Annotated in this window: 21 protein-coding genes; 11 read left to right on the forward strand and 10 right to left on the reverse strand. The window is 72.9% G+C overall.

Annotated elements, in window-relative coordinates; all coding sequences use genetic code 11:
- Nucleotides 1-16: 16 nt before the first annotated feature.
- From R6Y94_RS38955 to R6Y94_RS38965, 3 genes are all read left to right on the forward strand, one after another.
- Entirely contained in the window at nucleotides 17-1,162 is a 1,146-nt protein-coding gene (locus R6Y94_RS38955) for an NAD(P)-binding domain-containing protein (protein WP_318401798.1), read from the forward strand.
- Nucleotides 1,163-1,487: 325 nt separating this feature from the next.
- Nucleotides 1,488-1,778 (forward strand): adhesin, encoded by a 291-nt coding sequence (locus R6Y94_RS38960; RefSeq protein WP_318401799.1) that lies wholly within the window; start codon nucleotides 1,488-1,490, stop codon nucleotides 1,776-1,778.
- A gap of 254 nt (nucleotides 1,779-2,032) precedes the next feature.
- Nucleotides 2,033-2,956 (forward strand): DMT family transporter, encoded by a 924-nt coding sequence (locus R6Y94_RS38965; RefSeq protein WP_318401801.1) that lies wholly within the window; start codon nucleotides 2,033-2,035, stop codon nucleotides 2,954-2,956.
- 184 nt (nucleotides 2,957-3,140) lie between these two features.
- On the opposite strand, the gene R6Y94_RS38970 is transcribed toward R6Y94_RS38965, so the two are convergent.
- Both R6Y94_RS38970 and R6Y94_RS38975 read right to left on the reverse strand, forming a co-directional pair.
- The gene (locus R6Y94_RS38970) at nucleotides 3,141-4,097 is read right to left on the reverse strand and encodes an NAD-dependent protein deacetylase (protein WP_318401803.1); all 957 of its coding nucleotides are present in this window, start codon (nucleotides 4,095-4,097) and stop codon (nucleotides 3,141-3,143) included.
- A gap of 126 nt (nucleotides 4,098-4,223) precedes the next feature.
- Nucleotides 4,224-4,685, reverse strand: coding sequence for a fibronectin type III domain-containing protein (locus R6Y94_RS38975; protein ID WP_318401804.1), 462 nt, complete (start codon nucleotides 4,683-4,685; stop codon nucleotides 4,224-4,226).
- A 276-nt stretch (nucleotides 4,686-4,961) separates the two neighbouring features.
- On the opposite strand from R6Y94_RS38975, the gene R6Y94_RS38980 reads away from it, so the two are divergent.
- Both R6Y94_RS38980 and R6Y94_RS38985 read left to right on the forward strand, forming a co-directional pair.
- Entirely contained in the window at nucleotides 4,962-5,399 is a 438-nt protein-coding gene (locus tag R6Y94_RS38980) for a hypothetical protein (RefSeq protein ID WP_318401806.1), read from the forward strand.
- 531 nt (nucleotides 5,400-5,930) lie between these two features.
- A complete protein-coding gene (locus tag R6Y94_RS38985; protein WP_318401809.1) occupies nucleotides 5,931-6,323 on the forward strand; it encodes a cupin domain-containing protein in 393 nt (130 codons plus the stop codon).
- Between the two features lie 16 nt (nucleotides 6,324-6,339).
- On the opposite strand, the gene R6Y94_RS38990 is transcribed toward R6Y94_RS38985, so the two are convergent.
- The 3 genes from R6Y94_RS38990 to R6Y94_RS39000 form a co-directional block, all read right to left on the reverse strand.
- Nucleotides 6,340-7,836 carry an MGH1-like glycoside hydrolase domain-containing protein gene (locus R6Y94_RS38990; protein ID WP_318401810.1) on the reverse strand — a complete coding sequence of 499 codons (1,497 nt, stop codon included), beginning with the start codon at nucleotides 7,834-7,836 and terminating at the stop codon, nucleotides 6,340-6,342.
- Between the two features lie 148 nt (nucleotides 7,837-7,984).
- Nucleotides 7,985-9,187 (reverse strand): threonine synthase, encoded by a 1,203-nt coding sequence (locus tag R6Y94_RS38995; RefSeq protein ID WP_318401812.1) that lies wholly within the window; start codon nucleotides 9,185-9,187, stop codon nucleotides 7,985-7,987.
- Between the two features lie 151 nt (nucleotides 9,188-9,338).
- On the reverse strand, nucleotides 9,339-10,421 hold the full coding sequence (locus tag R6Y94_RS39000) for a DNA polymerase ligase N-terminal domain-containing protein (protein WP_318401814.1): 1,083 nt from the start codon (nucleotides 10,419-10,421) through the stop codon (nucleotides 9,339-9,341).
- Between the two features lie 74 nt (nucleotides 10,422-10,495).
- On the opposite strand from R6Y94_RS39000, the gene R6Y94_RS39005 reads away from it, so the two are divergent.
- The gene (locus R6Y94_RS39005) at nucleotides 10,496-11,284 is read left to right on the forward strand and encodes an aldo/keto reductase (RefSeq protein ID WP_318401815.1); all 789 of its coding nucleotides are present in this window, start codon (nucleotides 10,496-10,498) and stop codon (nucleotides 11,282-11,284) included.
- 187 nt (nucleotides 11,285-11,471) lie between these two features.
- Nucleotides 11,472-12,482 (forward strand): hypothetical protein, encoded by a 1,011-nt coding sequence (locus R6Y94_RS39010; RefSeq protein ID WP_318401817.1) that lies wholly within the window; start codon nucleotides 11,472-11,474, stop codon nucleotides 12,480-12,482.
- 107 nt (nucleotides 12,483-12,589) lie between these two features.
- Here the strand turns inward: R6Y94_RS39010 and R6Y94_RS39015 are convergent, their stop codons facing one another.
- Nucleotides 12,590-13,738, reverse strand: coding sequence for a GH12 family glycosyl hydrolase domain-containing protein (locus R6Y94_RS39015; RefSeq protein WP_318401819.1), 1,149 nt, complete (start codon nucleotides 13,736-13,738; stop codon nucleotides 12,590-12,592).
- Between the two features lie 245 nt (nucleotides 13,739-13,983).
- Nucleotides 13,984-14,904, reverse strand: coding sequence for an IclR family transcriptional regulator (locus tag R6Y94_RS39020; RefSeq protein WP_318401821.1), 921 nt, complete (start codon nucleotides 14,902-14,904; stop codon nucleotides 13,984-13,986).
- 54 nt (nucleotides 14,905-14,958) lie between these two features.
- Here R6Y94_RS39020 and eda point away from each other — a divergent pair, with 54 nt between their 5' ends.
- The 4 genes from eda to ctaD all read left to right on the forward strand — a co-directional run bounded on the left by eda (nucleotide 14,959) and on the right by ctaD (nucleotide 20,169).
- Nucleotides 14,959-15,618 carry a bifunctional 4-hydroxy-2-oxoglutarate aldolase/2-dehydro-3-deoxy-phosphogluconate aldolase gene (gene eda, locus R6Y94_RS39025; RefSeq protein WP_318401823.1) on the forward strand — a complete coding sequence of 220 codons (660 nt, stop codon included), beginning with the start codon at nucleotides 14,959-14,961 and terminating at the stop codon, nucleotides 15,616-15,618.
- Nucleotides 15,619-15,707: 89 nt separating this feature from the next.
- On the forward strand, nucleotides 15,708-16,805 hold the full coding sequence (locus R6Y94_RS39030) for a sugar kinase (protein ID WP_318401825.1): 1,098 nt from the start codon (nucleotides 15,708-15,710) through the stop codon (nucleotides 16,803-16,805).
- Between the two features lie 188 nt (nucleotides 16,806-16,993).
- Nucleotides 16,994-18,100, forward strand: a complete 1,107-nt coding sequence (locus R6Y94_RS39035; protein ID WP_318401827.1) for an FAD-dependent monooxygenase — start codon at nucleotides 16,994-16,996, stop codon at nucleotides 18,098-18,100.
- 308 nt (nucleotides 18,101-18,408) lie between these two features.
- Nucleotides 18,409-20,169: a cytochrome c oxidase subunit I gene (ctaD, locus tag R6Y94_RS39040; RefSeq protein ID WP_318401829.1), complete on the forward strand. Its 1,761-nt coding sequence runs from the start codon at nucleotides 18,409-18,411 to the stop codon at nucleotides 20,167-20,169.
- A 174-nt stretch (nucleotides 20,170-20,343) separates the two neighbouring features.
- Here ctaD and R6Y94_RS39045 read toward each other — a convergent pair whose 3' ends face one another.
- From R6Y94_RS39045 to R6Y94_RS39055, 3 genes are read right to left on the reverse strand one after another with little or no spacing between them, the layout of a single operon-like run.
- Nucleotides 20,344-21,630 carry an MFS transporter gene (locus tag R6Y94_RS39045; RefSeq protein WP_318401831.1) on the reverse strand — a complete coding sequence of 429 codons (1,287 nt, stop codon included), beginning with the start codon at nucleotides 21,628-21,630 and terminating at the stop codon, nucleotides 20,344-20,346.
- Nucleotides 21,631-21,656: 26 nt separating this feature from the next.
- A complete protein-coding gene (locus R6Y94_RS39050) occupies nucleotides 21,657-22,241 on the reverse strand; it encodes an isochorismatase family protein (protein ID WP_318401833.1) in 585 nt (194 codons plus the stop codon).
- A gap of 2 nt (nucleotides 22,242-22,243) precedes the next feature.
- Nucleotides 22,244-23,542, reverse strand: coding sequence for a nicotinate phosphoribosyltransferase (locus R6Y94_RS39055; RefSeq protein WP_318401835.1), 1,299 nt, complete (start codon nucleotides 23,540-23,542; stop codon nucleotides 22,244-22,246).
- Nucleotides 23,543-23,593: the final 51 nt, after the last annotated feature.

Consider the following 23,593-nt stretch of genomic DNA (forward strand, 5'->3'; position numbering starts at 1 on the left):
ATGATTGCATCGAACTGTGACCCACGGAACCTCCGTTCCCGGTACGGATCGGCCGGCCGGCGCGGTTGCCCCGGAGGTGAGCGGTCGGGACGTCGACGTGGTGGTGATCGGGGCCGGTCAGGCGGGACTCTCCGCCGGCTACTTCCTCGGCCGGAGCGGGTTCGCGCCGGAGACCGGCTACGTGCTGCTGGACGGCGGCGCCGGACCGGGCGGCGCCTGGCGGGACCGCTGGCCGACGCTGCGGATGTCCGCCGTGCACGGCGTACACGACCTGCCCGGCCGGGCGCTCGGCGAGGTCGACCCGGACCGGCCGGCCGCCGAAGTGGTCGCCGACTACTTCGCCGGGTACGAGCGGGAGTTCGGCCTGCCGGTGCACCGCCCGGTGAACGTGACCGGGGTGCACGACCGGGACGACGGCCGACTGGAGGTGCGGACCGGCGCCGGGCGGTGGCGTACCCGGGCGCTGGTCAACGCGACCGGGACCTGGCGGCACCCGTTCTGGCCGTACTATCCCGGCCAGGAGTCGTTCGCCGGCCGGCAGTTGCACACCGCCGACTACCGGGGACCGGCCGAGTTCGCCGGCCGCCGGGTGGTGGTGGTCGGCGGCGGCACCTCCGCCCTCCAGTTGCTGGACGAGATCGCCACGGTCGCCGCCGAGACCCGCTGGGTCACCCGACGGCCGCCGGTGATCGTCGAGGGTGCGTACACCCCGGAGTGGGGTCGGGCCGCGGTGGCCCGGGTCGACGCCCGGGTCCGGGCCGGACTGCCGCCGGCCAGCGTCGTCGCCGCGACCGGTCTGGTGTGGACGGAGCAACTGCGCCGGATGCGGGCGCAGGGCCTGCTGCACCGGCTGCCGATGTTCGCCCGGATCACCCCGGACGGCGTCGTCTGGCCCGACGGCAGCGGGTTCGCCGCCGACGTCATCGTGTGGTGCACCGGATTCCGGGCCGCCCTCGACCATCTCGCGCCGCTGAGGTTGCGGGGGCCGGGTGGCGGGATCGTGATGGACGGGACCCGGGCGGTCGCCGACAACCGGGTGCACCTGATCGGGTACGGACCGTCGGCGAGCACGATCGGCGCGAACCGGGCCGGCCGGTCCGCCGTGCGAGAGATAAGGCGGCTGCTCGACGCGGCGTCGGCCCCGGCCGAAATGCCGTGCTGACCTGCTAAAACGTCCCGCCGAACGGGTTCCGGAGACCCCCTAACACGCCCCGCCGGGCGGCTCACCGCATTTGACGAATCGGGCTGGAAGCGGCAACGTAGGGCAAGTACGGCCTGTCGCCACGAGCTGGGGGCTCGGCGCGACGTGCACCGGCCGTACCCAGGCGTCAGCCCGGTCCGCGCAGCGTGTGGACCAGACGAACGGGCTGGCTACATGACCGATGGCCGCCGCGCTGTAGGACCCAGTTGGCCGGCGCGGGTGCCCCGGGGCACGCCCGCCGGATGGGCGCACGGGCCGAGCACACGAAAATCCACGAGGAGTCTGCATGCTCACCATGACCGAGAACGCCGTACTCGTGATCCGGGACCTGACCGCACAGCAGGAGGTGCCGGACGGCGCCGGCCTGCGGATCGCCAGCGACCTCACCGCCGGGTCGCTCAACCTCACCCTGGCGGAGAGCCCCGCCCACGGTGACCAGGTGGTGGACAGCGACGGGGCCCGGGTCTTCCTCGACCCGCAGGCCGCGCAGATCCTCGACGACAAGGCCTTGGACGCCGCGGTGGACGCACAGGGTGCGGTGCAGTTCGGCTTCGCGGAGCAGGGCCCGACGGTCTGACGCCGTACCCCGGACTTCGACCTGGATCGGGTCTCCCGCCGGCTGGGATCACCGGCGGGCGGCCCGGTCCTGGTCCGGTACAGTCCAACCGTGCATCGCTGCTTCCCCATCACCCCGCCCCCGCGCTCCTGAGCGGGGCGACAACCCCAGCGCGTCGCGCCGATCCGGCCGGTGCGCTGTTCCCTGTCGGGTGATCCTGGGCTCGTCCCGCTTCCGCGACCACGTCCCCCCTCGTCGCAGGAGCGCGAACCCTCATGCACACCTCTTCCGCACCACTGGCTGCCGTGCGCCCCCGGTCCGGTGCCGGCCTGTGGTTTCTGATCGTCTCTGGCACCCTGTGGGGCACCGGTGGGCTCACCGGCAGTCTGCTGGGTCGGCACACCGGGCTCTCCCCGGTCGCGGTCGCCGGATACCGGCTCGCCGTCGGCGGGATCCTGATCGTGGCCTTCCTCGCCCTCACCGGACGCCGCCCGCCGTGCGGCCGGGCGGCCTGGACCCGGATCGCCGTCTTCGGCGCGCTGGCCGCGCTCTACCAGGTCTGTTACTTCGGCGCGGTGTCGCTGACCTCGGTCAGCCTCGCCACCCTGGTCACCATCGGTGCCGCGCCACTGCTGGTGCTCTCCGCCGAGGCCGTCACCGGCCGGCGCCGGGTGGACCGGCGTACCACCGGGACCTGCACGCTGGCGGTGGCCGGGCTGGTGCTGCTGGTCGGGCTGCCGGCCGGCGGCTTCGGGGCACTCGCGGTGCTCTCCAGCGCGCTGCTCGCGCTGGTCTCCGCCACCGGGTTCGCCGCGATCACCCTGGTCGGGGCCCGGCCGGTGCCGGGACTCGACGAACTCGCCGGCACCGGGTACGGCTTCACCCTCGGCGGGCTGCTGGTGGCACCACTGGCCGCCGGCACGGTGGGGCTCGGCTTCCCGCCCGGTCCCGCCGCCCTCGGGCTGCTGGTCGCGCTGGGCACCGGGCCGACCGCGGTGGCGTACCTGCTCTACTTCCGCGGGCTGCGTACCGTCCGGCCCGGCACCGCGGCGCTGTTGGCACTGCTGGAGCCGCTGGTCGGCGCGGTGCTCGCCGCGCTGCTGCTCGGTGACCGGCTCGGCCCGGTCGGCCTGCTCGGCGCGGCGCTGCTCGGTACCGCCGTGGTGCTCGCCGCCCGCTCACCGGCCGCGCCCGCATAGAGTCGCGGGCCGGATGTCCACCGCCCCCGTCTCCGGCCGGGACCGTGCCGGGCCGGGACGGGGGGGGAGGGAGACGACAGGACTCCGACGAGCGGGCCCGTCGCTTCCACACCCGCAACGGTTGGGTGGACGACGACTACCACCGGCCGGACGATCCGCGCATCGGGTCGTACCGGATGCGGGGTTACCGGCTCGCGGCGCCGGCGGCGCCCACCGGGGCCAGCCCGGTGCCACCCGGCTCGCTTCCGTCCGACGCCGCAGGACCGGCCGGGCGCGGCTGACCGGTGCGGTGAACGGCGCCCGCCGGGCCGGCGAGCCGGACCAGCTCGGGCAGCACCTGGCCGAGCGGCGCGTCGATGGTCAGCTCGGCGTAGTCGTCGCCCCGGGTCGGGCCCTGGTTGACGATCACCACCGGGATGTCGAGCTTCGCTGCCCGGATCACGAACCGGCGGCCGGACATCACCGTCAGGGACGAGCCGAGCACCAGTAGCAGCCGGGCCCGCTCGACCAGGTCGAAGCAGGTCCGGACCCGGTCCGGCGGTACGGACTCGCCGAAGAAGACCACGTCCGGCTTGAGCATGCCGCCTGGGCACGCCTGGCAGTCCACGGTCTGGAAGCCCTCGACCAACTCGTCCGGCAGCTCGACGTCGCCGTCCGGGTTGACCGTGTCGGAGTTGGCGGCGAACCGGGGATTGGCGTCCCGGAGCCGCCGATCCAGCGTCTCCCGGTCGGTGGTCTCGGCACAGCCCAGGCAGATCACCCGGGCCAGGCTGCCGTGCAGTTCGACCACGGACCGGGCGCCGCCCGCCTGGTGCAGGCCGTCCACGTTCTGGGTGAGGATGCCGGCCAGCAGCCCGCGCCGGTCGAGTTCGGCGACCGCCCGGTGCCCGGCGTTCGGAGCAGCCCGGGCGATGGTACGCCAGCCGAGGTGGCTGCGCGCCCAGTAGCGGCGCCGGGCCAGCGGGTCGCCGACGAACGCCTGGTACGTCATCGGGGTGTGCCGGCGCAGCGCCCCACTCGGTCCCCGGTAGTCGGGGATCCCGGAGTCGGTCGACAGGCCGGCACCGCTGAGCACCACCACGTCGCCACCGGTCAGCAGGTGCGCCAGCGAGGCGTAGCGTTCGGCGCTCGGGTTGTCCACCCGTCCATGCTGCCTCGCCGGACACCCCCGTGGCGAGTCGGCGATGCGCGGCGAGCACGGCGCCGGCCAGGGGTAACGCGGATCACCGATTCCTTTCTGCCCCAACCGTGCGGCCCGTTCCCCCGGTCAGAGTGCCGGGCACCCCACAACCACCGTAGCGGCCGACGGAGGCGGCGCCGGTGTGGTTCCGCCCGGTGCCGCCTCGGCCGGCGGGGTGCTGAAGGTGAGTGGTTCGGAGAGCGGGCTCAGGGTGTAGCCCGAGCCGGCCAGCGCGGCGGCGCGCACCGCCACGGTGTACTCGGTGCCCGGGATCAGCGCGACGAAGGTGACCGTGGTGGACGGCATTGAGGAGAAGCCCTGCCACTCGCCGTCCACCAACCGCAGCGTGGAATACCGGAAGACCGGGCCGGCGGACGGCGCCCAGCGCAGTGTGGCGCCGGTCGGGGTGATGCCGCTGGCCACCGGTTGACCGGGCGGCGGGAGCGGGATCAGCGGATCGGCCTGGGCGGAGGCCGCCGGCAGGGCCAGCAGGGCGACCACGGTGAGGACGGCGGTGGGCAGGACGGTGGGCAGCTTGCGTCCGAGCATGACGAGAGCCCTTCTGAGTACGACTGCTTCAGCCCCCGGCTCCTATTGACAGTTATCAAACTATGCCGGCTCCGACCTGTCCACATCCCGCCCCCGGTCGGACGGTGATCCCTGTCCTCGATCGGACAGGCGTACTAAGTGTGGTCATGTGTTGACGGAGAGTAATGTCGGTTGCGGGCAGGTACCGCCCGTCGGGCTCGCGCCACCCTCACCGTGGCCCGCCCGCAATCCCTCGTCAACGGGCCGGGAACGGCCCGACCAGCAAGGAGCACCGCCATGTCCGAGACCAGCGAGGCCAGGCACGCGGCAGCCGACGAACAGCCCACCGTCGCCACCGACGACCAACCGCCCGCCGAGGGCACCGAGGCGGACGGGGTCGGCGTCGCCGCCGTACCCGCCACCGCCGCCGGACTGCCAGCCACCGCCCAGGGCCATTTCGCCGTGGTGAACGCGAACGGAACCCTTGCCAGGGGCTTCGGAGCCGTCTCGTCGAGCCGGCTCACCACCGGGCAGTATCAGGTGATCTTCATCCAGAACGTGGCCGCCTCGGCCTTCACCGCGACCATCGGCCTGACCGGCAGCGTCGGCACCTCACCGCCCGGCGAGATCGCCGTGGTCGGCCGGGCCGGCGTTCCGGCCGGGGTCTTCGTGCAGACCTGGAACAGCTCCGGCGTCCCCGCCGACCGCGCGTTCCACCTGCACGTCTCCTCCTGAACCACACACAGCGACGCCAAGCCGGCGCGCCACCGGCCGGGCGTCCGCTGGGCCAGGCGGGAACCGCCTGGCCCCCGGTCCCCGCGGTGCGGCCCGGCACCGCGGGGACCGGCCCGCTGAGGGCTGGTGGTGGTGGCTGTCGGCTGGGCGGCAACTGGCCAGCGCGCCCCCGGTGCGGCCCGGCACCGCGGGGACCGGCCCGCTCGGGGCTGGTGGGTGATGGCCGTCGGGCGGGGGAGGAAGCTGCCACGAGCGCGCGGCGCCGCCGGTGGAACGTTGGCGTCGCCGCGCTCTGGCCGTCTCCCGCCCGCGCAGCCCATCGGCGGTACGCCAGCGAGGACCTGGCTCGACCGGTCCGTCTCGTCGGTCGTTCCGGCTAGGTGTGGGGTTTCCCACCGTGCCCCGAAGCAAACCCGATGCCCGGCCGGACCTGGTAGGGGCCGACCCGGCTGGGTTTCGGGGCGTCCCAGCGGTCACATCCGTCCCAGGAAGCGCGGAATCAACGCCCCGCTTCCTGGGTAAGGAGGGGGCATGGAGCACTTCACGATCGCTACCGTCGCCGAGGAGAGCCCGGACTTCCGCCGGGTGTTGTGGACCGGCAAGAACACCCAGTTGGTCATCATGACGATCCCGCCGGGCGGCGAGATCGGCGAGGAGGTGCACGAGGAGATCGACCAGATCCTCACCTTCGTCAGCGGTACCGGCGAGGCCCGGGTCAGCGGCCAGACCCGCAAGGTGACCCAGGGCGACCTGGTGGTCGTACCGGCCGGGCGGAAGCACAACTTCGTCAACACCGGCCCCAACCCGCTGGTGCTCTACACCATCTACGGCCCTCCGGAGCACGCCGACCAGGCGGTGCACCACACCAAGGAGCAGGCCGACGCGATGGAGGAGGCCGGCAAGGACGAGCCGCCGACGAGCTGACCGGGGTACGGCCGCGTCAGCCCATCGGTTCCGCGAGGAGGTCGAGGGTGAGCGCGGCCGTCCAACTGAAGGCCGGAGAGCCGATCCCGGTACCGCTGTCGGGGTGGAAGTACTCGTAGTAGCCGGAGTTTCGGGCCAGGTCCAGCAGCGCCGAGCGAAGCGTGTCGGCCAACCCGTCCCGGCCATGCGTACGCAGTCCGGACCGGAGCAGCCAGTTGATGTTGAACCAGACCGGTCCGCGCCAGTACCGGAACGGGTCGAAGTCGACGGCGGAGCGGTCGTAGCTGGGTACCGGCATGGGGCCGGCCCCGAACCGAGCCGACTCCAGCACGGTCACCAGGCTCGCCACCTGCGCGGCCGGCAGCCCCGGCAGGACCAGTGGCAGCAGCCCGTTGACGCATCGGGCCGGGCTGTGCCGGCCGGTCCGGACGTCCAGCGCGTGGAACATGCCGGTGGCCGGGACGAAGAGCCGGTCCACCAGTTGCCGGGTGATCGCGGCGGCCCGGTCCCGGTGCGGTGCCGGGTCGGCGCCGACCACCTCGGCGATCCGGGCCAGCGCCAGCTCGGCCGCGCCACGCAGCGCGTTGAACCCGGGGCACTCGACCAGGAACGGATGCCGTACCGCCAGATCCGCGTCCCGGTAACCCCCGTCCCGGTACGACAGCGCGATGGTCAGGTAGCGGGCGTAGTCGTCGTCGGTGGGGCGGTGGTCGGAGGAGACGATCTGGTTGTCCCGCCGGGCATACCGGCGCAGCACCTCCGCCGCCACCGGTACGGCGCCGAGCGCCTCGTCCCAGCACGGGCTGTTGTCGAGCCCGGACTCCCACGGATGCACGATCGCGGCGAGCCCGGTGCCGCCGACGTCCCGGGCGGTGGCCAGGTATTCCTGCTGGGCGACGAGTCGCGGATAGAGCCAGCGAAGTTCCGCTGTGGCCGCCTCGTCCGGCGCGCGCCGATAGACCTCCCAGGCGCCGACCGCGTGCACCGGTGGCTGGACTATCCCGCTGCTCAGCCTGGCCGGCCCGGCACCGCTGCCCGAGGTGCCGATGCCACCGGACGCCGCCCTGCCGTTGGGGATCGGGAGCCCGCCGGATGCCGGAACGCCGCTGGCGGCCGGCCGGTCGCCAGCGTGCGTCACCCCACCGGGGCCGGGTGGACCGCCGCCGGTCCAGAAGGTCGGGCCCGGGAAGTAGTCGCGTTCGGTGACCCCAGGGTCGAAGACGATGTGCGGCACCCGCCCGTCCGGCCACTGCGCCACGAACAGGCTGCGCAGGTCGCGCCAGGCGCGGTCCGGTGCGACGTGGGCCAGCCCGATGCTGATGAAGCCGGCGTCCCAGCTCCACTGGTGCGGGTAGAGGGTACGGGACGGCACCGTGTGGGTGCCGGTCCAGTTCGCGCTCAGGATCGCGGCCGCGCCGCGCCAGGTCTCCGCGTCGGCCTCGCCGAGGTGCTCCGGTACGTCAACTGGTTCGCTCGATCCGGTCGCCCGGACGCGCTTCGCGGCGTGAGACATAACCACTCAACGCCTAGTGCCGGTACGCCGTCGTTGTCAAATTTCGGTCCGCCTCGCCGCCCCCCGGTCCGACCACCGGCGTCGACCCACCGGGGCGCGGCCACCGGGAGGTCGCCGGGGTCGCCCCGCGACCGGGAGATCGCCGACGTCATCCCGCCACCGGCAGGCCGTCCACGTCGACGGTCTCCGGGTACTTCAGCCCGGCGCCGGTGTTCAGCACCACCACCCGCTCGTCGGCGCGGATCCAGCCGCCGGACCGTAGCTGCCGGACGGCGGTGAGGCAGGCGGCTCCCTCGGGGCAGAGCAGCAGACCCTCCCGGGCGCCGAAGTCGTGCAGGTCGGCGAGGATCGCCTCGTCGTCGACCGCGACCGCCGTACCGGCGGTGTCCCGGAGCGCGTCGAGGATGAGTTCGTCGCCGAGTGGCGCCGGCACGTTGATGCCGAAGGCGACGGTCCAGGCGTCGGCCCACGGCTCGGCCCGGGTCGCACCGGCGCCGAAGGCGCGCACGATCGGGGCGCAGCCGGTGGACTGCACGGCGACCAGCCGGGGCAGGGTGTCGCCGATCCAGCCGAGGTCCCGCATCTCGTGCAGCGCCTTGTGGATGCCGATCAGCCCCACCCCGCCGCCGGTCGGATAGACGATGACGTCCGGCACCCGCCAGCCGAGCTGCTCGACGATCTCGTACCCCATGGTCTTCTTACCCTCCAGCCGGTACGGCTCCTTGAGGGTGCTGACGTCGAAGATCTCCCCGTCCGGGGAACCGGCCGAGTCGGCGATCAGGTTTCCGACGTACCGGCCGGCGTCGCTGATCAGGCCGTCGATCAGGTGCAGTTCGGCGCCGGCCGCCACGCACTCCCGGCGGGTGATGGTGGGTGCGCCGAGCGGCATGGCGATGGTGGCCCGCAGTCCGGCCCGGGCGGCGTAGGTGGCCCAGGCGGCACCGGCGTTTCCGTTGGTCGGCATCGCCACGCGCCGGATGCCCAGTTCGCGGGCCCGGGACACCCCGACGGCGGCGCCCCTGGCCTTGAACGAACCGGTCGGCACCAGCCCCTCGTCCTTGATCAGCAGACCCGGTACGCCGACCGACTCGCCGTACCGGGCCGCCGGCAGCAGCGGGGTCCAGCCCTCGCCGAACGTGGTGACGTGCCGGTCCTCGGCGACCGGCAACAGCTCGCGGTAGCGCCAGAGATCGGCCGACCGCCCGGCCAGCGCGGCCGGGTCCACCGCCTTGCGCACCTCGGCAAGGTCGTACCGGGCCAGTAGCGGCGAGCCGCACGAGCAGAGGTTCTGCGGGCGGTCCGCCGGGTAGCTGGTGTCGCAGCGCGGGCAGTGCAGGTGCGTCAGATACACCAGGCGGCCTCCGATACCTCGGTTTCTCCCATGATCCCTGCCGGGCGGCCGGTCCGCGCGGTAACGGCCGCGTGTTCGATCACTCTTTCGCGCCCCGGGCACCGGGAGGTCGGGCACCGCCGGTGACGAAAGTGACGCCGCTGGTGTCGGATCAGTTGTCGACGACGAGCCAGTGCCGACTGCGCCGGCCCGGCAGGTATCCGGCGTCCAGCCGCTTGGCCAGCACGCCGGCCAGCCCCTGCTCGCGGCTCGCGTCGAGCGCGTACCGGCCGCCGCCGGGGAAGTACGGGGGCGTCTGCCAGTGCGGCCCGGACAGGGCCAGGCCGTCGAGGAGTTCCCGGCGCTGGGCGTACGGCAGGTCCAGGCTGCTCGTCCCCTCCAGCCAGAGCAGATCGAAGATGAGGTACTGGCTGCCGTCCCGGGCCGGAGGGCGCTGACCGGCCGAACGGGGCGCCGCCGGGCGTACCCGACCGGCCCGGTCGAAGCTGACCAGCTCGCCGTCCAGCACCGCCTCGGTGGGAGCCAGCGCCTCGGCCAGCTCCCGCAGTTGCGGGTACGCCGGGGTGAGGTCGTCGTCGCCGGAGCGGAGCCGGAGCCGGCCGCCGGAGACGTACCCGATGGCCCGCAGGCCGTCCCAGCGCATCTCGTAACCCCAGGCCGCGTCGTCGGCCGGCAGCTTCGCCGCCGTGGTGGCGCGCATCGGCCGGACCCGTTCCGGCATCGACTGCCAGCCCGGCGGTGCCGGATCCAGCCGGCGGACCATCCAGTCCCGCTCGCTGCGCCCGGTGCCGGCCCGGCCCGACTCGCCGCCCCGGGCCGTCCGGAACAGCACGTAACGCCCGGAGACCTTCCCACCGCGCAGCGCCACCAGCACCTCGTCGTCGCGCCACTTCTCGCAGGTGTAGTCGCCGCGGTCGAACACGGTCATCCGGCCGCCGCCGTACTCGCCGGCCGGGATCTCGCCCGAGAACTCCAGGTATTCCAGTGGATGATCTTCGGTGTGTACCGCGAGGTGGCTGCGCCCGGGTTCGCGCGGCAGCCCGCGCGGCACCGCCCAGGAGGCGAGCACCCCGTCCCGCTCCAGCCGCAGGTCCCAGTGCAGCGCCCGGGCGTGGTGCTGCTGGATGACGAACCGGTTCGCGGGCCGCGCCGCAGCCGGCTCCGGCTCCGGCACCGGTTCGGGCGTGCGCGTCCGGTCGCGCTTGCGCCGGTACTCGTCCAGCCGGTCACCCATGCCGGCCATTCTGCGCCGATCCGGCGCCGGATGCCGGAATGCATGGTCAGGGCATATCCGGGTAGAAAATCCCCATGACCTCTGCGATCGACCAGCCCACCGTCACGTTGCCGAGCGAGGTCCGGATGCCGATGCTCGGCTTCGGCACCTGGCAGCTACGCGGTCGCCGTGCCTACGACGCGGTGCGTGAGGCGCTCGACGTCGGCTACCGGCACCTCGACACCGCCACCATGTACGGCAACGAGGACGAGGTGGGCCGGGCGATCCGGGACAGCGGAGTGCCCCGGGAGGACATCTTCGTCACCACCAAGCTTCCGCCGGAGCAGGCCGGTCGGGAGCGGGAGACCATCGCGGCCAGCCTCGCCGCGCTCGACACCGGGTACGTCGACCTGTGGCTGATCCACTGGCCGCCCTCGCAGGACCGGGCCAGCATCGCGAGCTGGCGGGAGCTGCTGGCCGTCCGGGACGAGGGCCTGGCCCGGACGGTCGGGGTGAGCAACTACGGCACCGGCCAGCTCGACATGCTGATCGAGGCGACCGAGGAGGCTCCGGCGGTGAACCAGGTCCGCTGGGGGCCGGCGCTGCACGACCCGCGCCGGCTCGACGAGCACCGGGAGCGGGGCGTGGTGCTGGAGGGGTACAGCCCGTTGAAGACCACCGACCTGGACGACCCGGTGCTCGGGGAGATCGCCCGCGGGCACGGGGTCACCCCGGGCCAGGTGGTGCTCCGCTGGCACATCGACCACGGCATCGTGGTGATCCCGAAGTCGGGTACGCCGTCCCGGATCCGGGAGAACGTCGACCTCTTCGGCTTCTCGCTGAGTGACAGCGAGCTGCGCCAGCTCGACGCGATGGGCCGCTGACCCGCCGCGCCCCCGACCCGTGGCATCCCGGGGCTGACCCGCCGCATTCCCCGGCTGAGCCGCTGAGCCGTCGCGTCGCCGAGCGACTACCCTGACCGGCAACCGCCGCCCGGGGCACCGCGCGTACGCGCCGTCCGGCCCACGGGGCCGTCGACCCGGCCGTGGCGGCGCGAGGGGAAGGTGCGGGATGTACGACCAACTGCTCGGTGGCGGCCTCGGCCAGCCCGGGCCGGAGGAGAACGGGCCGGAGCCGGACTTCGTCACCTGGCTGCTCTATCTGGACCGGGCCGAGGATCCGGGCTGGCTGGGAACGTTCGCCCGCTGGTGGCACGACGAGGTGTGTCGGGCGCTGCTGCCGTTCGTCTATCCGGCCGGCGCCGCCGCCCCGGCCACCTCGTTGACCGCGTTCGAGCAGGACGCCGGCGGGCGCGGACGGCGGCGCCGGCCGGGACGCTGGGTGGACGGGATCACCGACAACTTCGCCCAGCTCTCGGCCAGGTGGTTCGACGTCGCGCCGACCGCGATCGCCTCCGAACTGGACATCTTCCTGGCCCGGTTCGCCGGTCGGCAGCACGTTCGGCTGCAGATCTCGATCGGCTTCGAGGGGCGGTCCGGAGGGCTTCCGCTGGTGCTGCCGGCCCTGGTCGAGCTGGCCCGGCTGGTCGGCGACGCGACCGACCCGGCGTACGGCGAGATCGTGGTCAACGCCGGCCTGCTCTCCCCGGCGACGATGCTGGACGCGGCGCTCGGCCGGTCCGCGGAGTCCTCCGCCGAGCTGAGCCGTACGCACCTGCGCGGCTACGAGTGGGTGACGGTCTGCCCCCGGGAACTGGCCGCCGAGCTGGGTGGGCCGGAGCGGCTCCGGGCGAGCGGCGCCTTCGCCGAGGTACGCCCACTGCGGTACGGCGGTGTGCTGCTCCGGACTACCGACGATCCGGCCGACTACCGCGCCGACCGGGTACGCGCGGCCTTCTGCGCCCTGGCACCGGTGCTGCCGCCCGGGCAACCCGGTGTGCTGCCCACGGTGCCGCCGGCCGGCTCGGCGATGCTGTCGGCGGTGCCCGGTGTGCTGGCCGGCGACCCTGGCGGGCACGACCTGAGCCGGGTGGTCTTCGCCGACCCCCGCACGCTGCACCCCCACCCCTACCTCCCCACCCCCCACCTCCACCTGGGCCCCGGCCCCACCACCCCCCGCTGACCGGCGTCCGGCGTGTGCTCCTACCACCCCCCGGCGGGGTGGTAGGAGCACACGATCGGAGCTGTGCCCGGGACGGGGCGGCTGGATGGGAGTGGGTCAGGCAGGGGTCAGGCGCGGGTGCAGGAGGAGCCGTTCAGGCTGAACGACGTCGGCGAGGAGTACGTGCCGCTGTAGGTGCCCTGGTAGCCGAACGAGGCCGTACCGCCCGGTGCGATGTTGCCGTTCCAGCTGATGTTGCGGGCGGTCACCGCCGATCCGCTCTGCGTGACGGTGGCGTTCCAGGCGTTGCCGACCTGCTGCCCGGACGGCAGGTCGTAGGTCAGCGACCAGTTGTTGATCGCGCTGGAGCCGGTGTTGGTGACGGTGACCGACGCGGTGTACCCGTTGTTCCAGGTGTTCGCCGTGTAGGCGACCCGGCAGGAGCTGCCGCCCGGCGGATTGGTCGGCGGGTTGCTCGGCTGGCCGGTGGGCGGGTTGCTCGGCTGCGGGTTGCCGCCGCCGTTCACCGACGCGGAGAACGAGTTCACGCCCAGGCCGGTGCCGCCGATCCACGGCTCGAAGCCGGCCTGGATGCTGGTCAGGTACCACGAGTTGGTGATGGCACCCCGGTTGCGGACGTCGTTGATGAAGTCCAGCACGCTGAAGTTCCAACTGTTGATCGGGGACGGCGCGAGGTACGAGACGACGTTGTTCGAGCCGTTGCTGCCGCGCCACACGTCCCAGGTACGCCCGGCGACGGTGGCGCTGCCCACCGAGGAGCCGATCGGCTGGATCGAGCCCTGTCGGTTGAACCAGATCATGATCTCCATCTGGTTGACGCCGTCCCGCTTGGGTGTCGGGTCCAGCCAGATGTCGTACGAGGCGTTGTAGGTGGCGCCGCTGACGAAGTTGTAGTTGATGCTGCTGCTGGCGCTGCTGATCTGGCTCACCTGCATCGGCAGGTTGGTCCCGGGCGAGCAGTTGGTGTAGTGGCAGCCGAGGAAGACCGACGGGTACGACACCGGGGCGCCGCTGGTGTTGCCCTGGCCGTCCTGCCGGGTGATGGAGAACCCGGTGTCGGTGACGTTGATGCACTGCTGGGCGGTGGTGCCCCAGCGGTTGTTCTGGACCACGTACCTGCCCTGGATGGTGGTCGAGCCGTACTGCTCGCAGATCTGTACGTCGGCCTGGGCGGGGCCGGCGGCGCCGAGTACGGCGATGGCGGCGCTGGCCAGCAGGCCGGCGACCGCCGCGAAGACGGGGACGGAACGTCTCATGATGCTCCTTGGCGTGGTGGGTGTCCGTGGAGTGGTGCGGGTGCCGCGAGGTACCGGGCGTGCGGCGGGGTGGTGCGAGGGAGCGCTCCCATAGCAGCCAGAGACACATTTACATGCTTGAAAACGGAAAGCAACTGGGCGAGGCTCGCCCCGAGGTTGTTCATGTCGATGGGCCGGTTATGGCGGTAACGCGGCCGGGCTGAACGGCGTACCGGAAAGCGGGGCGACCGGCGGCGGTGGCCGGGTCAGGCGCCGGCCAGCAGGGTGCGGGCGGCCCGTACCTGCCGGACCGCGCCGTGCAGCGCGGCGACGATCCGCTCCTCGCTGCCCGCGTCCAGCCTGGTCGCGGGTACGGAGAGGCTGATCGCGTCCACGGCCGGGGAGTGCAGCGGCACCGCCATCGCGAAGCAGACGATGCCCTCGGTGTTCTCCTCGCGGTCCACCGCGTAGCCCCGGTCCCGCACCGAGGCCAACTCCGCATGCAGCAGTTCCGGGTCGGTGACGGTGTGCCGGGTGAGCGCCGGCAGCGGCCAGTTCAGCAGTCGGTCCACCGCCTCGTCGGTGCGCTGCGCCAGCAGCACCTTGCCGAGCGCGGTCGCGTGCGCCGGGAGGTGCCGGCCGATCGCGCTGTACAGCCGCAGCCGGTGTACCGACTCTCGCTTGGCCAGGTAGACGACATGCGGCCCGTCCAGCCGGCCCAGGTGCACGGTCTCGCCGAACTGGCCGGCCAGGTCGTCGAGTACCCCGGCCAGCAGGCCGGTGGCGTCGTCCGCCTCCAGATAGGCGGCACCGACCTGGAGGGCGCGTACGCCCAGCCCGAACCGGGTGCCGGTGGGGTCCGCCTCCACCCAGCCGCGCTGGATCATCGTGCGCAGCAGCCCGTGCAGGCTGCTCTTCGGGATCTCCAGCGCGCGGGCCAGCTCGACCAGGGAGCGGCGCTGCGGCGAGTCGGCCAGCGCCTCCAGTACGTCGAGGGTCCGGCCGGCCGACTTCACCGGCTGGAACGCCTCGACCGCGCCGAGCGGAGCGGCGCCGGACGGCATCGTCCGGGCGGCCTGGTCCGACCGGCCGGACGGTGCCGGGCCGGCCTGGTCCGACCGGCCGGGTACGGGCTGGCCGGCCGGGCCCGGCCGGAGCTCCGCGCCGCTGGTCGTACCCGTCGTCATGCCGGCCACTCTAGTCGGCTTGACAGCGTCGAGGAGCGCAGTAGGGTCGCGTATGTGACCAGCGTTCAACATGATGAACAGACTGCCGGTGTAACAGAGACCATCTCGACGACCCGGATCCTGCCGGTCGTGGTCCTCGAGGACGCGGGCTCGGCGCCGGCGCTGGCCGCCGCGCTCACCGAGGGTGGCCTGCGGGCCATCGAGGTGACCTTCCGGACGGCCGCCGCCGCCGACGCCATCCGGTTGATGGCCGAGCGTCCCGACCTGCTGGTGGGCGCCGGCACCGTGCTGACGCCGGCCCAGGTCGACCAGGCAGCCGAGGCGGGCGCCCGGTTCGTGGTCAGCCCCGGCTTCTCACCCGCGGTGGTACGGCACTGCCAGCGGCGCGGGCTGCCGGTCTTTCCCGGCGCCGCCACCGCCACCGAGATCCAGATGGCGCTGGACGCCGGGCTGGACACGGTCAAGTTCTTCCCCGCCGAGCAACTGGGCGGGGTCGGCATGGTCAAGGCGCTGGCCGCTCCGTTCCGGTCGGTCCGGTTCATCCCGACCGGCGGGGTCAACACCGGCAACCTCGCCGACTACCTGGCACTGCCCGCCGTGCTCGCCGTCGGCGGCACCTGGATGGTCGCCCCCGCGCTGCTCGCCGAGGGGCGCTGGGACGAGGTCACCCGGCTGACCGCCGCCGCCGTCGAGGCCAGCCGCTCCGCCGGCTGAGCCCGACTGGGCCCGGGTCCGCCCCACCTGGCACCCGTGCCGCACCCTCCACCGCTGACCGCCGTCCGGCCCGCCCGAAAGGTCCGCACATGCTGACGCTCCGCTCCGCCGACGACTGCCGATTCGACCTGGTCTCGCTTGGCGAGGTGATGCTCCGGCTCGACCCGGGCGAGGGCCGGGTACGCAGCGCACGGACGTTCCGGGCCTGGGAGGGCGGTGGCGAGTACAACGTCGCCCGGGGGTTGCGCCGCTGCTTCGGGCTGCGTACCGCGCTGGTCACCGCGTTCGCCGACAACGAGGTGGGACGGCTGCTGGAGGACCTGATCCTGACCGGCGGGGTGGACACCTCGTTCGTCAGGTGGGTGCCGTACGACGGCATCGGCCGGAGCGTCCGCAACGGGCTCAACTTCACCGAGCGGGGCTTCGGGGTACGCGGCGCCGTCGGCACCTCGGACCGGGGGCACACCGCGGCCAGTCAGCTCCGCCCGGACGACGTCGACTGGGACCACCTCTTCGGCACCCTGGGCGTGCGCTGGCTGCACACCGGCGGCATCTACGCGGCGCTCTCCGAGGTCACTCCGGAGACCATCGAGGCCGCGATGACCGCCGCCCGCCGACACGGCACCCTGATCTCGTACGACCTGAACTACCGGCCCAGCCTCTGGAAGGCGGTCGGCGGCCAGGCCCGGGCGCAGGAGGTCAACCGGCGGCTCGCCCGGTACGTCGACGTGATGATCGGCAACGAGGAGGACTTCACCGCCTCGCTCGGCTTCGCGGTGCCGGACACCGACGAGTCCCTCGCCGAGCTGGAGGTGGCGAACTTCCGGCGGATGATCGAGGCGGTCACCAAGGAGTACGACAACTTCCAGGTGGTGGCGACCACGCTGCGCACCGTACGCAGCGCGACCGTCAACGACTGGGGAGCGATCGCCTGGTCCGCCGGCAGCGGATTCGTGCAGGCGACCCACCGGCCCGACCTGGAGATCCTCGACCGGGTCGGCGGCGGCGACAGTTTCGCCTCCGGGCTGATCTACCGGTTGCTGGCCGGCGGTGACCTGGCCAGCGCGGTGGAGTACGGCGCGGCGCACGGTGCGCTGGCGATGACCACCCCCGGCGACACCTCGATGGCCAGTCTCAGGGAGGTCGAGGCACTCGTCCGGGGGGCGGGTGCCCGGGTCCAGAGGTGAGTCGGTGACCCGGCATCGTCTGACGACGCGACCACCTGGTCCTTGGGGTCGATCCCGCTAGATCTTGTGGCCGATGCCGGCGACCCGGCCGTGAGCTGGGCACATCCGTTCGGATCTTCCGTTGAGGCGATAGCGCGGAGTAGTGTCTTGCCTTCAACGCGTGCCGATCCCTCCGGAGGCGTCACCAGATGGCCGCATCCCACCTGCGCGTTCTCGTCGTCGGCGCGGGGATCGCCGGCCTGGCGGTCGCGCGTACCCTCCGGCTCGCCGGGTTCCGGCCGGAGGTCACCGAGCGGTCGTCCGGGACCGATGCCCCCGAGATCGGCCTCTACCTGCCCGGCAACGCCGAGCGGGCGCTGCGGGAGATCGGGCTGGACGATCCGGTGCGACCGCTCGGTCAGGTCATCCGCTGCCAGCGGTTCCTCGACGCGCAGGGCCGGGAACTCTGCGAGGTCGACCTCGACAAACTCTGGTCGGGGGTCGGCGAGTGCCGGGCGCTGCCCCGATCCGACCTGCACCGGGTGCTGCTGAGCGGGGCCGGCGGCGAGGTGCGGTACGACACCGAGGTCCGCGCCCTCGACCTGCACCGGGACGGCGTCACGGTCACCTTCGGCGACGGCAGTCGGGCCGGGTACGACCTGGTGGTCGGTGCGGACGGGCGCCGCTCGGCGGTCCGCGCGCTGGCCGCGCTCGGCGGCCCGGCCCGGCCGGCGGGGCATGTCGGCTACCGAGGCGTGGTCAGCGGCGGGCCGCCGCTCGACGACTGGACCGGGCTGCTCGGCGAGCGGGCCGCGTTCGTCGCGGTGCCGATGGGCGCCGGCCGGCTGCACTGCTACGCGGACGAGGTCGGCAGCGCGCCACCGGCCGACCCGCTGGGCCGGCTACGGGAACTGTTCGGCGGGTACGGCGGCCCCGTGCCGGCCATCCTGGCCGCGATGGACCAGGTGCAGGTGACCCGTACCGACGAGGTGGAACTGGGCGCCTGGTCCCGGGGCCGGGTGGTGCTGGTCGGTGACGCCGCACACGCCACGGCGCCGACGCTGGCCCAGGGCGCCGCGATGGCCCTGGAGGACGCGCTGGTGCTGGCCCGTTCGCTGTCCCGGTCGGCGAGTGTGCCCGAGGCGCTGGACCGCTACGAGAGCCGGCGCCGGCCCCGGATCAAGTGGGTGCTGGACCGGACCCGCGACCGCGACCGGACCCGGGACGTACCCCCGCCGCTGCGCGACCCGCTGTTGCGGATCCGGGGCAACCGGATCTTCCAGGAGCACTACCGGCTCCTCGTGGACCCGGCGTGACGGTGCGCGGACCGGATGGTCCAAAGCGGGGCGGCGCGGGCACGGATCCGGAGCGGGCGGTGCGCGGAGCAGCGCGCTGCGCCCGCGGCGACCCGCCCAGGGCGCTGCGGCCCGCGCGCCGAGCCGGCTGACGGCGGGTTCCGCCGCCCCGCGCGGCGGTGCCGGGCGGGGCTGGTGGGGCGGTCCCCGCGGGTCGGGGCGTACCCGAGGACGGACCCGCCGCTGCCGGGGACTATTCTGCCTGCGAGGTACGGCTCGCAGATCAACAGCGCGTGCCGAGTGGGACTAACGAGAACCGGAGGCCACTCGTGACCACCGTCGCACCCAAGCCGATCGTGACCCGGCCCTGGCCGGTCCGCCAGCCGGTCAAGGGCTCGGCACTCACGCGGCTGCTGCGTACGACGGACGCGAAGCAGATCGGGATCATGTATATGGTCACGGCGTTCGCGTTCTTCATGATCGGTGGCCTGATGGCGCTGCTGATGCGCGCCGAGCTGGCCCGGCCAGGACTCCAGTTCCTGTCGCCGGAGCAGTACAACCAGCTCTTCACCATGCACGGCACGATCATGCTGCTGTTCTTCGCGACGCCGATCGTCTTCGCGTTCGCGAACTTCGTGGTGCCGATCCAGATCGGCGCCCCGGACGTGTCGTTCCCCCGGCTGAACAGCTTCGCGTACTGGCTCTATCTGTTCGGCGGGACGCTGGCGCTGGGCGGCTTCCTCACCCCCGGCGGCGCGGCCGATTTCGGCTGGTTCGCGTACACCCCGCTGAGCAACGTGGAGCACTCGCCCGGGGTCGGCGCGAACATGTGGATCGTCGGCCTGGCCATCTCCGGTCTGGGCACGATCCTCGGTGGCGTCAACATGATCACCACGATCCTGACGCTCCGGGCGCCCGGCATGACGATGTTCCGGATGCCGATCTTCACCTGGAACATCCTGGTCACCAGCCTCCTGGTGATCATGGTCTTCCCGCTGCTGGCGGCGGCCCTCTTCGCGCTCGCCGCGGACCGGATCCTCGGCGCGCACGTCTTCGACGCCGCCACCGGCGGCCCGATGCTCTGGCAGCACCTCTTCTGGTTCTTCGGGCACCCCGAGGTCTACATCGTCGCGCTGCCGTTCTTCGGCATCATCAGCGAGATCATCCCGGTCTTCTCCCGCAAGCCGGTCTTCGGCTACAAGGGGCTGGTCGGCGCGACCATCGCGATCGCGGCGCTGTCGATGAGCGTGTGGGCGCACCACATGTTCGCCACCGGCCAGGTACTGCTGCCGTTCTTCTCGTTCCTGAGCTTCCTGATCGCGGTGCCGACCGGCATGAAGTTCTTCAACTGGATCGGCACGATGTGGCGGGGCCAGATCAGCTTCGAGACCCCGATGCTCTGGTCGGTCGGCTTCCTGGTCACCTTCCTCTTCGGCGGCCTCACCGGCGTACTGCTGGCCAGCCCGCCGGTCGACTTCCACGTCTCCGACTCGTACTTCGTGGTGGCGCACTTCCACTACGTGCTCTTCGGCACCATCGTCTTCGCCGTGTACGCCGGCATCTACTTCTGGTTCCCCAAAATGTTCGGCCGGATGCTGGACGAGCGCCTCGGCAAGGTGCACTTCTGGCTGACCTTCATCGGTTTCCACACCACGTTCCTGGTGCAGCACTGGCTCGGCAACGAGGGCATGCCCCGGCGGTACGCCGACTACCAGCCGCTGGACGGGTTCACCACGCTGAACATGATCTCCACGATCGGTTCGTTCATCACCGGCATCTCGACCCTGCCGTTCCTCTACAACGTGTGGAAGTCCTACAAGGCCGGTCCGGTTGTGGAGGTCAACGACCCGTGGGGTCACGGCAACTCGCTGGAGTGGGCGACCAGTTCGCCGCCGCCGCTTCGCAACTTCGACCGGATGCCCCGGATCCGTTCGGAGCGGCCGGCCTTCGACGCGAAGTTCCCGGAGCTGGCTGCCGGCGGGCAGTCGCTGGCCGGCCCGCCCGAGGGTGGCGCCAAGCCGCTGACCAGCGAGTCCGACCACGGCGCCAGTTACACCGAGGACACCGCCAGCAACATCGACCAGCGGTAGCGCACCCCTTCGATCTCGCGGCCGGCACCCGGAGCAACCCTCCGGTGCCGGCCGCGAGCGCGTCTGCCCGCCGGACTCCGCGCCGAGCGGCGCTCAGCGTCCGACGCCGACGCCGTGCAGCAAGGTCGCGCGTCCAGTCGGCGGTCGTCACGCCCTCGCCGGGCCGAGCGGCGCTCAGGGTCCCGCTGGGGTCCGCAGCGCGGGTGGCGGTGCCGGATCGGCGTGCGGTGCCCGATCGGCGTGCGGTGCCGTCGGGCCGGCTCCGACAGCCGCGCGCCGACGGCGCAACTCGACGGGCAGGACGGCCAGCCCGAGCAGCGTGCCGACCAGGCCGGTGGCGGCGAACCCCCAGGCCGGCTCGGAGGCGTCGATGACCGCGCCGGCCAGTGGTGCGCCGAGGGCCAGTCCGACCGTGAGGGCCGAGTTTTGCAACCCCATCGCCTCACCACGGGCACCGGACGGGGCGAGCTGGCTCACCGCGTTGGAGGTGGCGGCGAGCGCCGGCGCGCAGAGCACCCCGGCCGGCAGCAGGGCGAGGCCCAGCGTCCACCACTGGGCACCGCCGAGCCCGACCGGAATGGTGCAGATCCCGAGCAGCAGGACGATCACCAGCGGCGGGAGCGGCCGGGTCACCATGCCGTACATGAAGCCGCCGACCAGGGAGTAGACGGCCCAGACGCCGAGTACCACGCCGGTCCAGTGCACCTGGTCGGCGGCGCGCAGCACCGCCACCACGGCGACGTCGGTGCCGCCGAGCACCAGGGTGGCGGCGGTGGTGATGGCCAGCATCCCGACCAGTCGGGGCGTCAACCACTCCCGCCGGGACGGCGGCTCGCCCGGCGCAACCGGCTCGCGGTCGTCCCGGGTCGGCGGGTCGAGCCAGACCAGCGCCAGGCCGGAGAAGACGATGCCGGCGCCGACCACCAGCAGGGTGGCCCGGGGCGACACGCTCGTCGCCAGCAACACCGCCACGGCCGGCCCGACCATGAACGACAGTTCCACCGACATCGAGTCCAGCGCGTACGCCGGCCGGCGCCGCTCCGCCGGCACCAGCGCGGCGATCGACTGCCGGATCACCGAGAAGACCGGCAGGGTCAGCAGGCCGCCCAGCAGCGCCCCGCCCAGCAGCACCGGGTACGACATGAGTGGCGAGCTGAACCAGAACGCGGCCTCGGCGACGGTGGTCAGCACGAGTACCGGCCGGAGTCCCCGGCGGTCGACCAGCCGGCCCAGCACCGGCGCGCCGAGCGCGGAGCCGACCGTCATGGCGGCCCCCGCCAGCCCGGCCGCGGCGTACCCGTGCCCGAGGTGCTCCACCACATAGAGGGTGAGCGCCAGCAGGGTCATGGTCTTGGGGACCCGGACCAGCAGGGCGAGCAGCATCAGGGGCCGGATCCCGGGCAGCGCCAGGGCATCCCGGTAGGGCGTGAGCTTCATCGGGTACGTCACCTCCCCGGCCATCCTGCCCGGCCGGTACGACGTACCCGCTACGGGTTGCCGCCGGCCCGGGGCGTGCCGTGCAGGGTGACGCCGGCCTCGCGGAGCATGGCCAGCGCGGCATCGGTCGTTCCCGGGTCGACCCCGGCGGTCAGGTCGAGCAGTACGGTGGTGGCGAAGCCCTCCCGGGCCGCGTCCAGCGCGGTCGCCCGGACACAGTGGTCGGTGGCGATCCCGACCAACTCGACGGTGTCGACCGAGCGCTGTCGCAGCCAGTCGGCCAGCCCTTCGTCGTCTGCGGTGCTGCCCTCGAAGCCGGAGTACGCCGCCGCCCACGCGCCCTTGCGGAACACCGCCTCGACCCGCTCGGTGGCCAGGTCCGGATGGAACTGCGCGCCCTCGGTGCCGACGACGCAGTGCCGGGGCCAGGAGGAGGCGTAGTCGGGTGGGTCACCGAAGTGCGCGCCCGGATCCACGTGGTGGTCCTTGGTCGCCACCACGTGCTCCCAGCGGTCCGGGACGGCGGCGAGCAGCCGGGAGATCCCGGCCGCCACCGCGCCGCCGCCGGCCACGGCGAGGGATCCGCCCTCGCAGAAGTCGTTCTGCACGTCGACGATGATCAACGCTCGGCTCATCGCTACCCTTCCGGCTGGTCGGCGGAGACGACGCTGACCGGGATGGTCGGGTCACCCGCCGAGAGCTTGAGTCCCTCCCAGGGGATGGAGATCAGGCACTGCCGCAGGTGCTCCCGTGACTCGGTCAGGCTCGGCAGTGGCTCCGGCTCGCCGTTCGTGACGTACCGCCGCTGCAACGCCCGGTCACCGGGCTGCGGTGCGGGTGCGCCCTGCGAGACGACGACCTCCTCGGTCGCCGTACCGCTCGGCTTGTGCCGCCGGACGGCGACCTTGCGCCCGCCGACGGTCGCCTTGTGCTCGGAGCGCTTGACCACCGAGCGGCCCTCCACCTCGACCAGCTTGTAGACCAGCCCGGCGGTCGGGGCGCCGGAGCCGGTCACCACGGCGGTGCCGGCGCCGTACATGTCGACCGGCTCGGCGGCGAGCGCGGCGATGGCGTACTCGTCGAGGTCGCCGGAGACGATGATCTTGGTCTCGGTGGCGCCGAGCGAGTCCAGGAGTTCCCGCGAGTGCTGAGCCAGCACCGCGAGGTCGCCGGAGTCGATCCGCACCGCCCGCAGATCGGGCCCGGCGATCGCGATCGCGTTCCGGATGCCCTGGGCGATGTCGTAGGTGTCGACCAGCAGCGTGGTGCTCTTGCCCTGCGCCGCGACCTGCGAGGCGAACGCGGTCGGCTCGTCGTCGTGCAGCAGTGTGAAGGCGTGCGCGGCGGTGCCGGCGGTCGGTATCCGGTAGCGCTGCCCAGCGGCCAGGTTGGAGGTGTAGCCGAATCCGGCCAGGTAACTTGCCCGGGCCGCGGCCACCGCCGCCTCCTCGTTGGCCCGCCGGGCACCCATCTCGATCAGCGTACGGCCGCGGGCCGCGGTGACCATCCGGGCCGCCGCCGCCGCGATCGCCGAGTCGTGGTTGAGCACCGACAGCGTCAGCGTCTCCAGCAGTACGCACTCGGCGAAGGTGCCGGAGACGGTCAGGATCGGCGAGCCGGGGAAGTAGAGTTCGCCCTCGGCGTAGCCGTCGATGTCGCCGCTGAACCGGTATCTCGACAGCCACTCGGCGGTCGGCTCGTCGACCACTCCGCTGTCCCGGAGGAAGGCGACGTCCGCCTCGTCGAACCGGAAGTCCGCCAGCAGGTCGACCAGCCGGGCGGTGCCGGCGACCACGCCGTAGCGGCGGCCGGTCGGCAGCCGGCGGGTGAAGACCTCGAAGACGCAGTGCCGGTCGGCGGTGCCGTCCCGGAGGGCGGCGCTGACCATGGTCAGCTCGTAGTGGTCGGTGAGCAGCGCGGGGCGGGAACTGTGCACCACGCCAGCCTAAGCGTGCCGCGCCGCCGCCGGTCGCCGGTCACCTCGTCA

It is taken from the genome of Plantactinospora sp. KLBMP9567 (assembly GCF_033446045.1).
Lineage (GTDB): Bacteria > Actinomycetota > Actinomycetes > Mycobacteriales > Micromonosporaceae > Plantactinospora.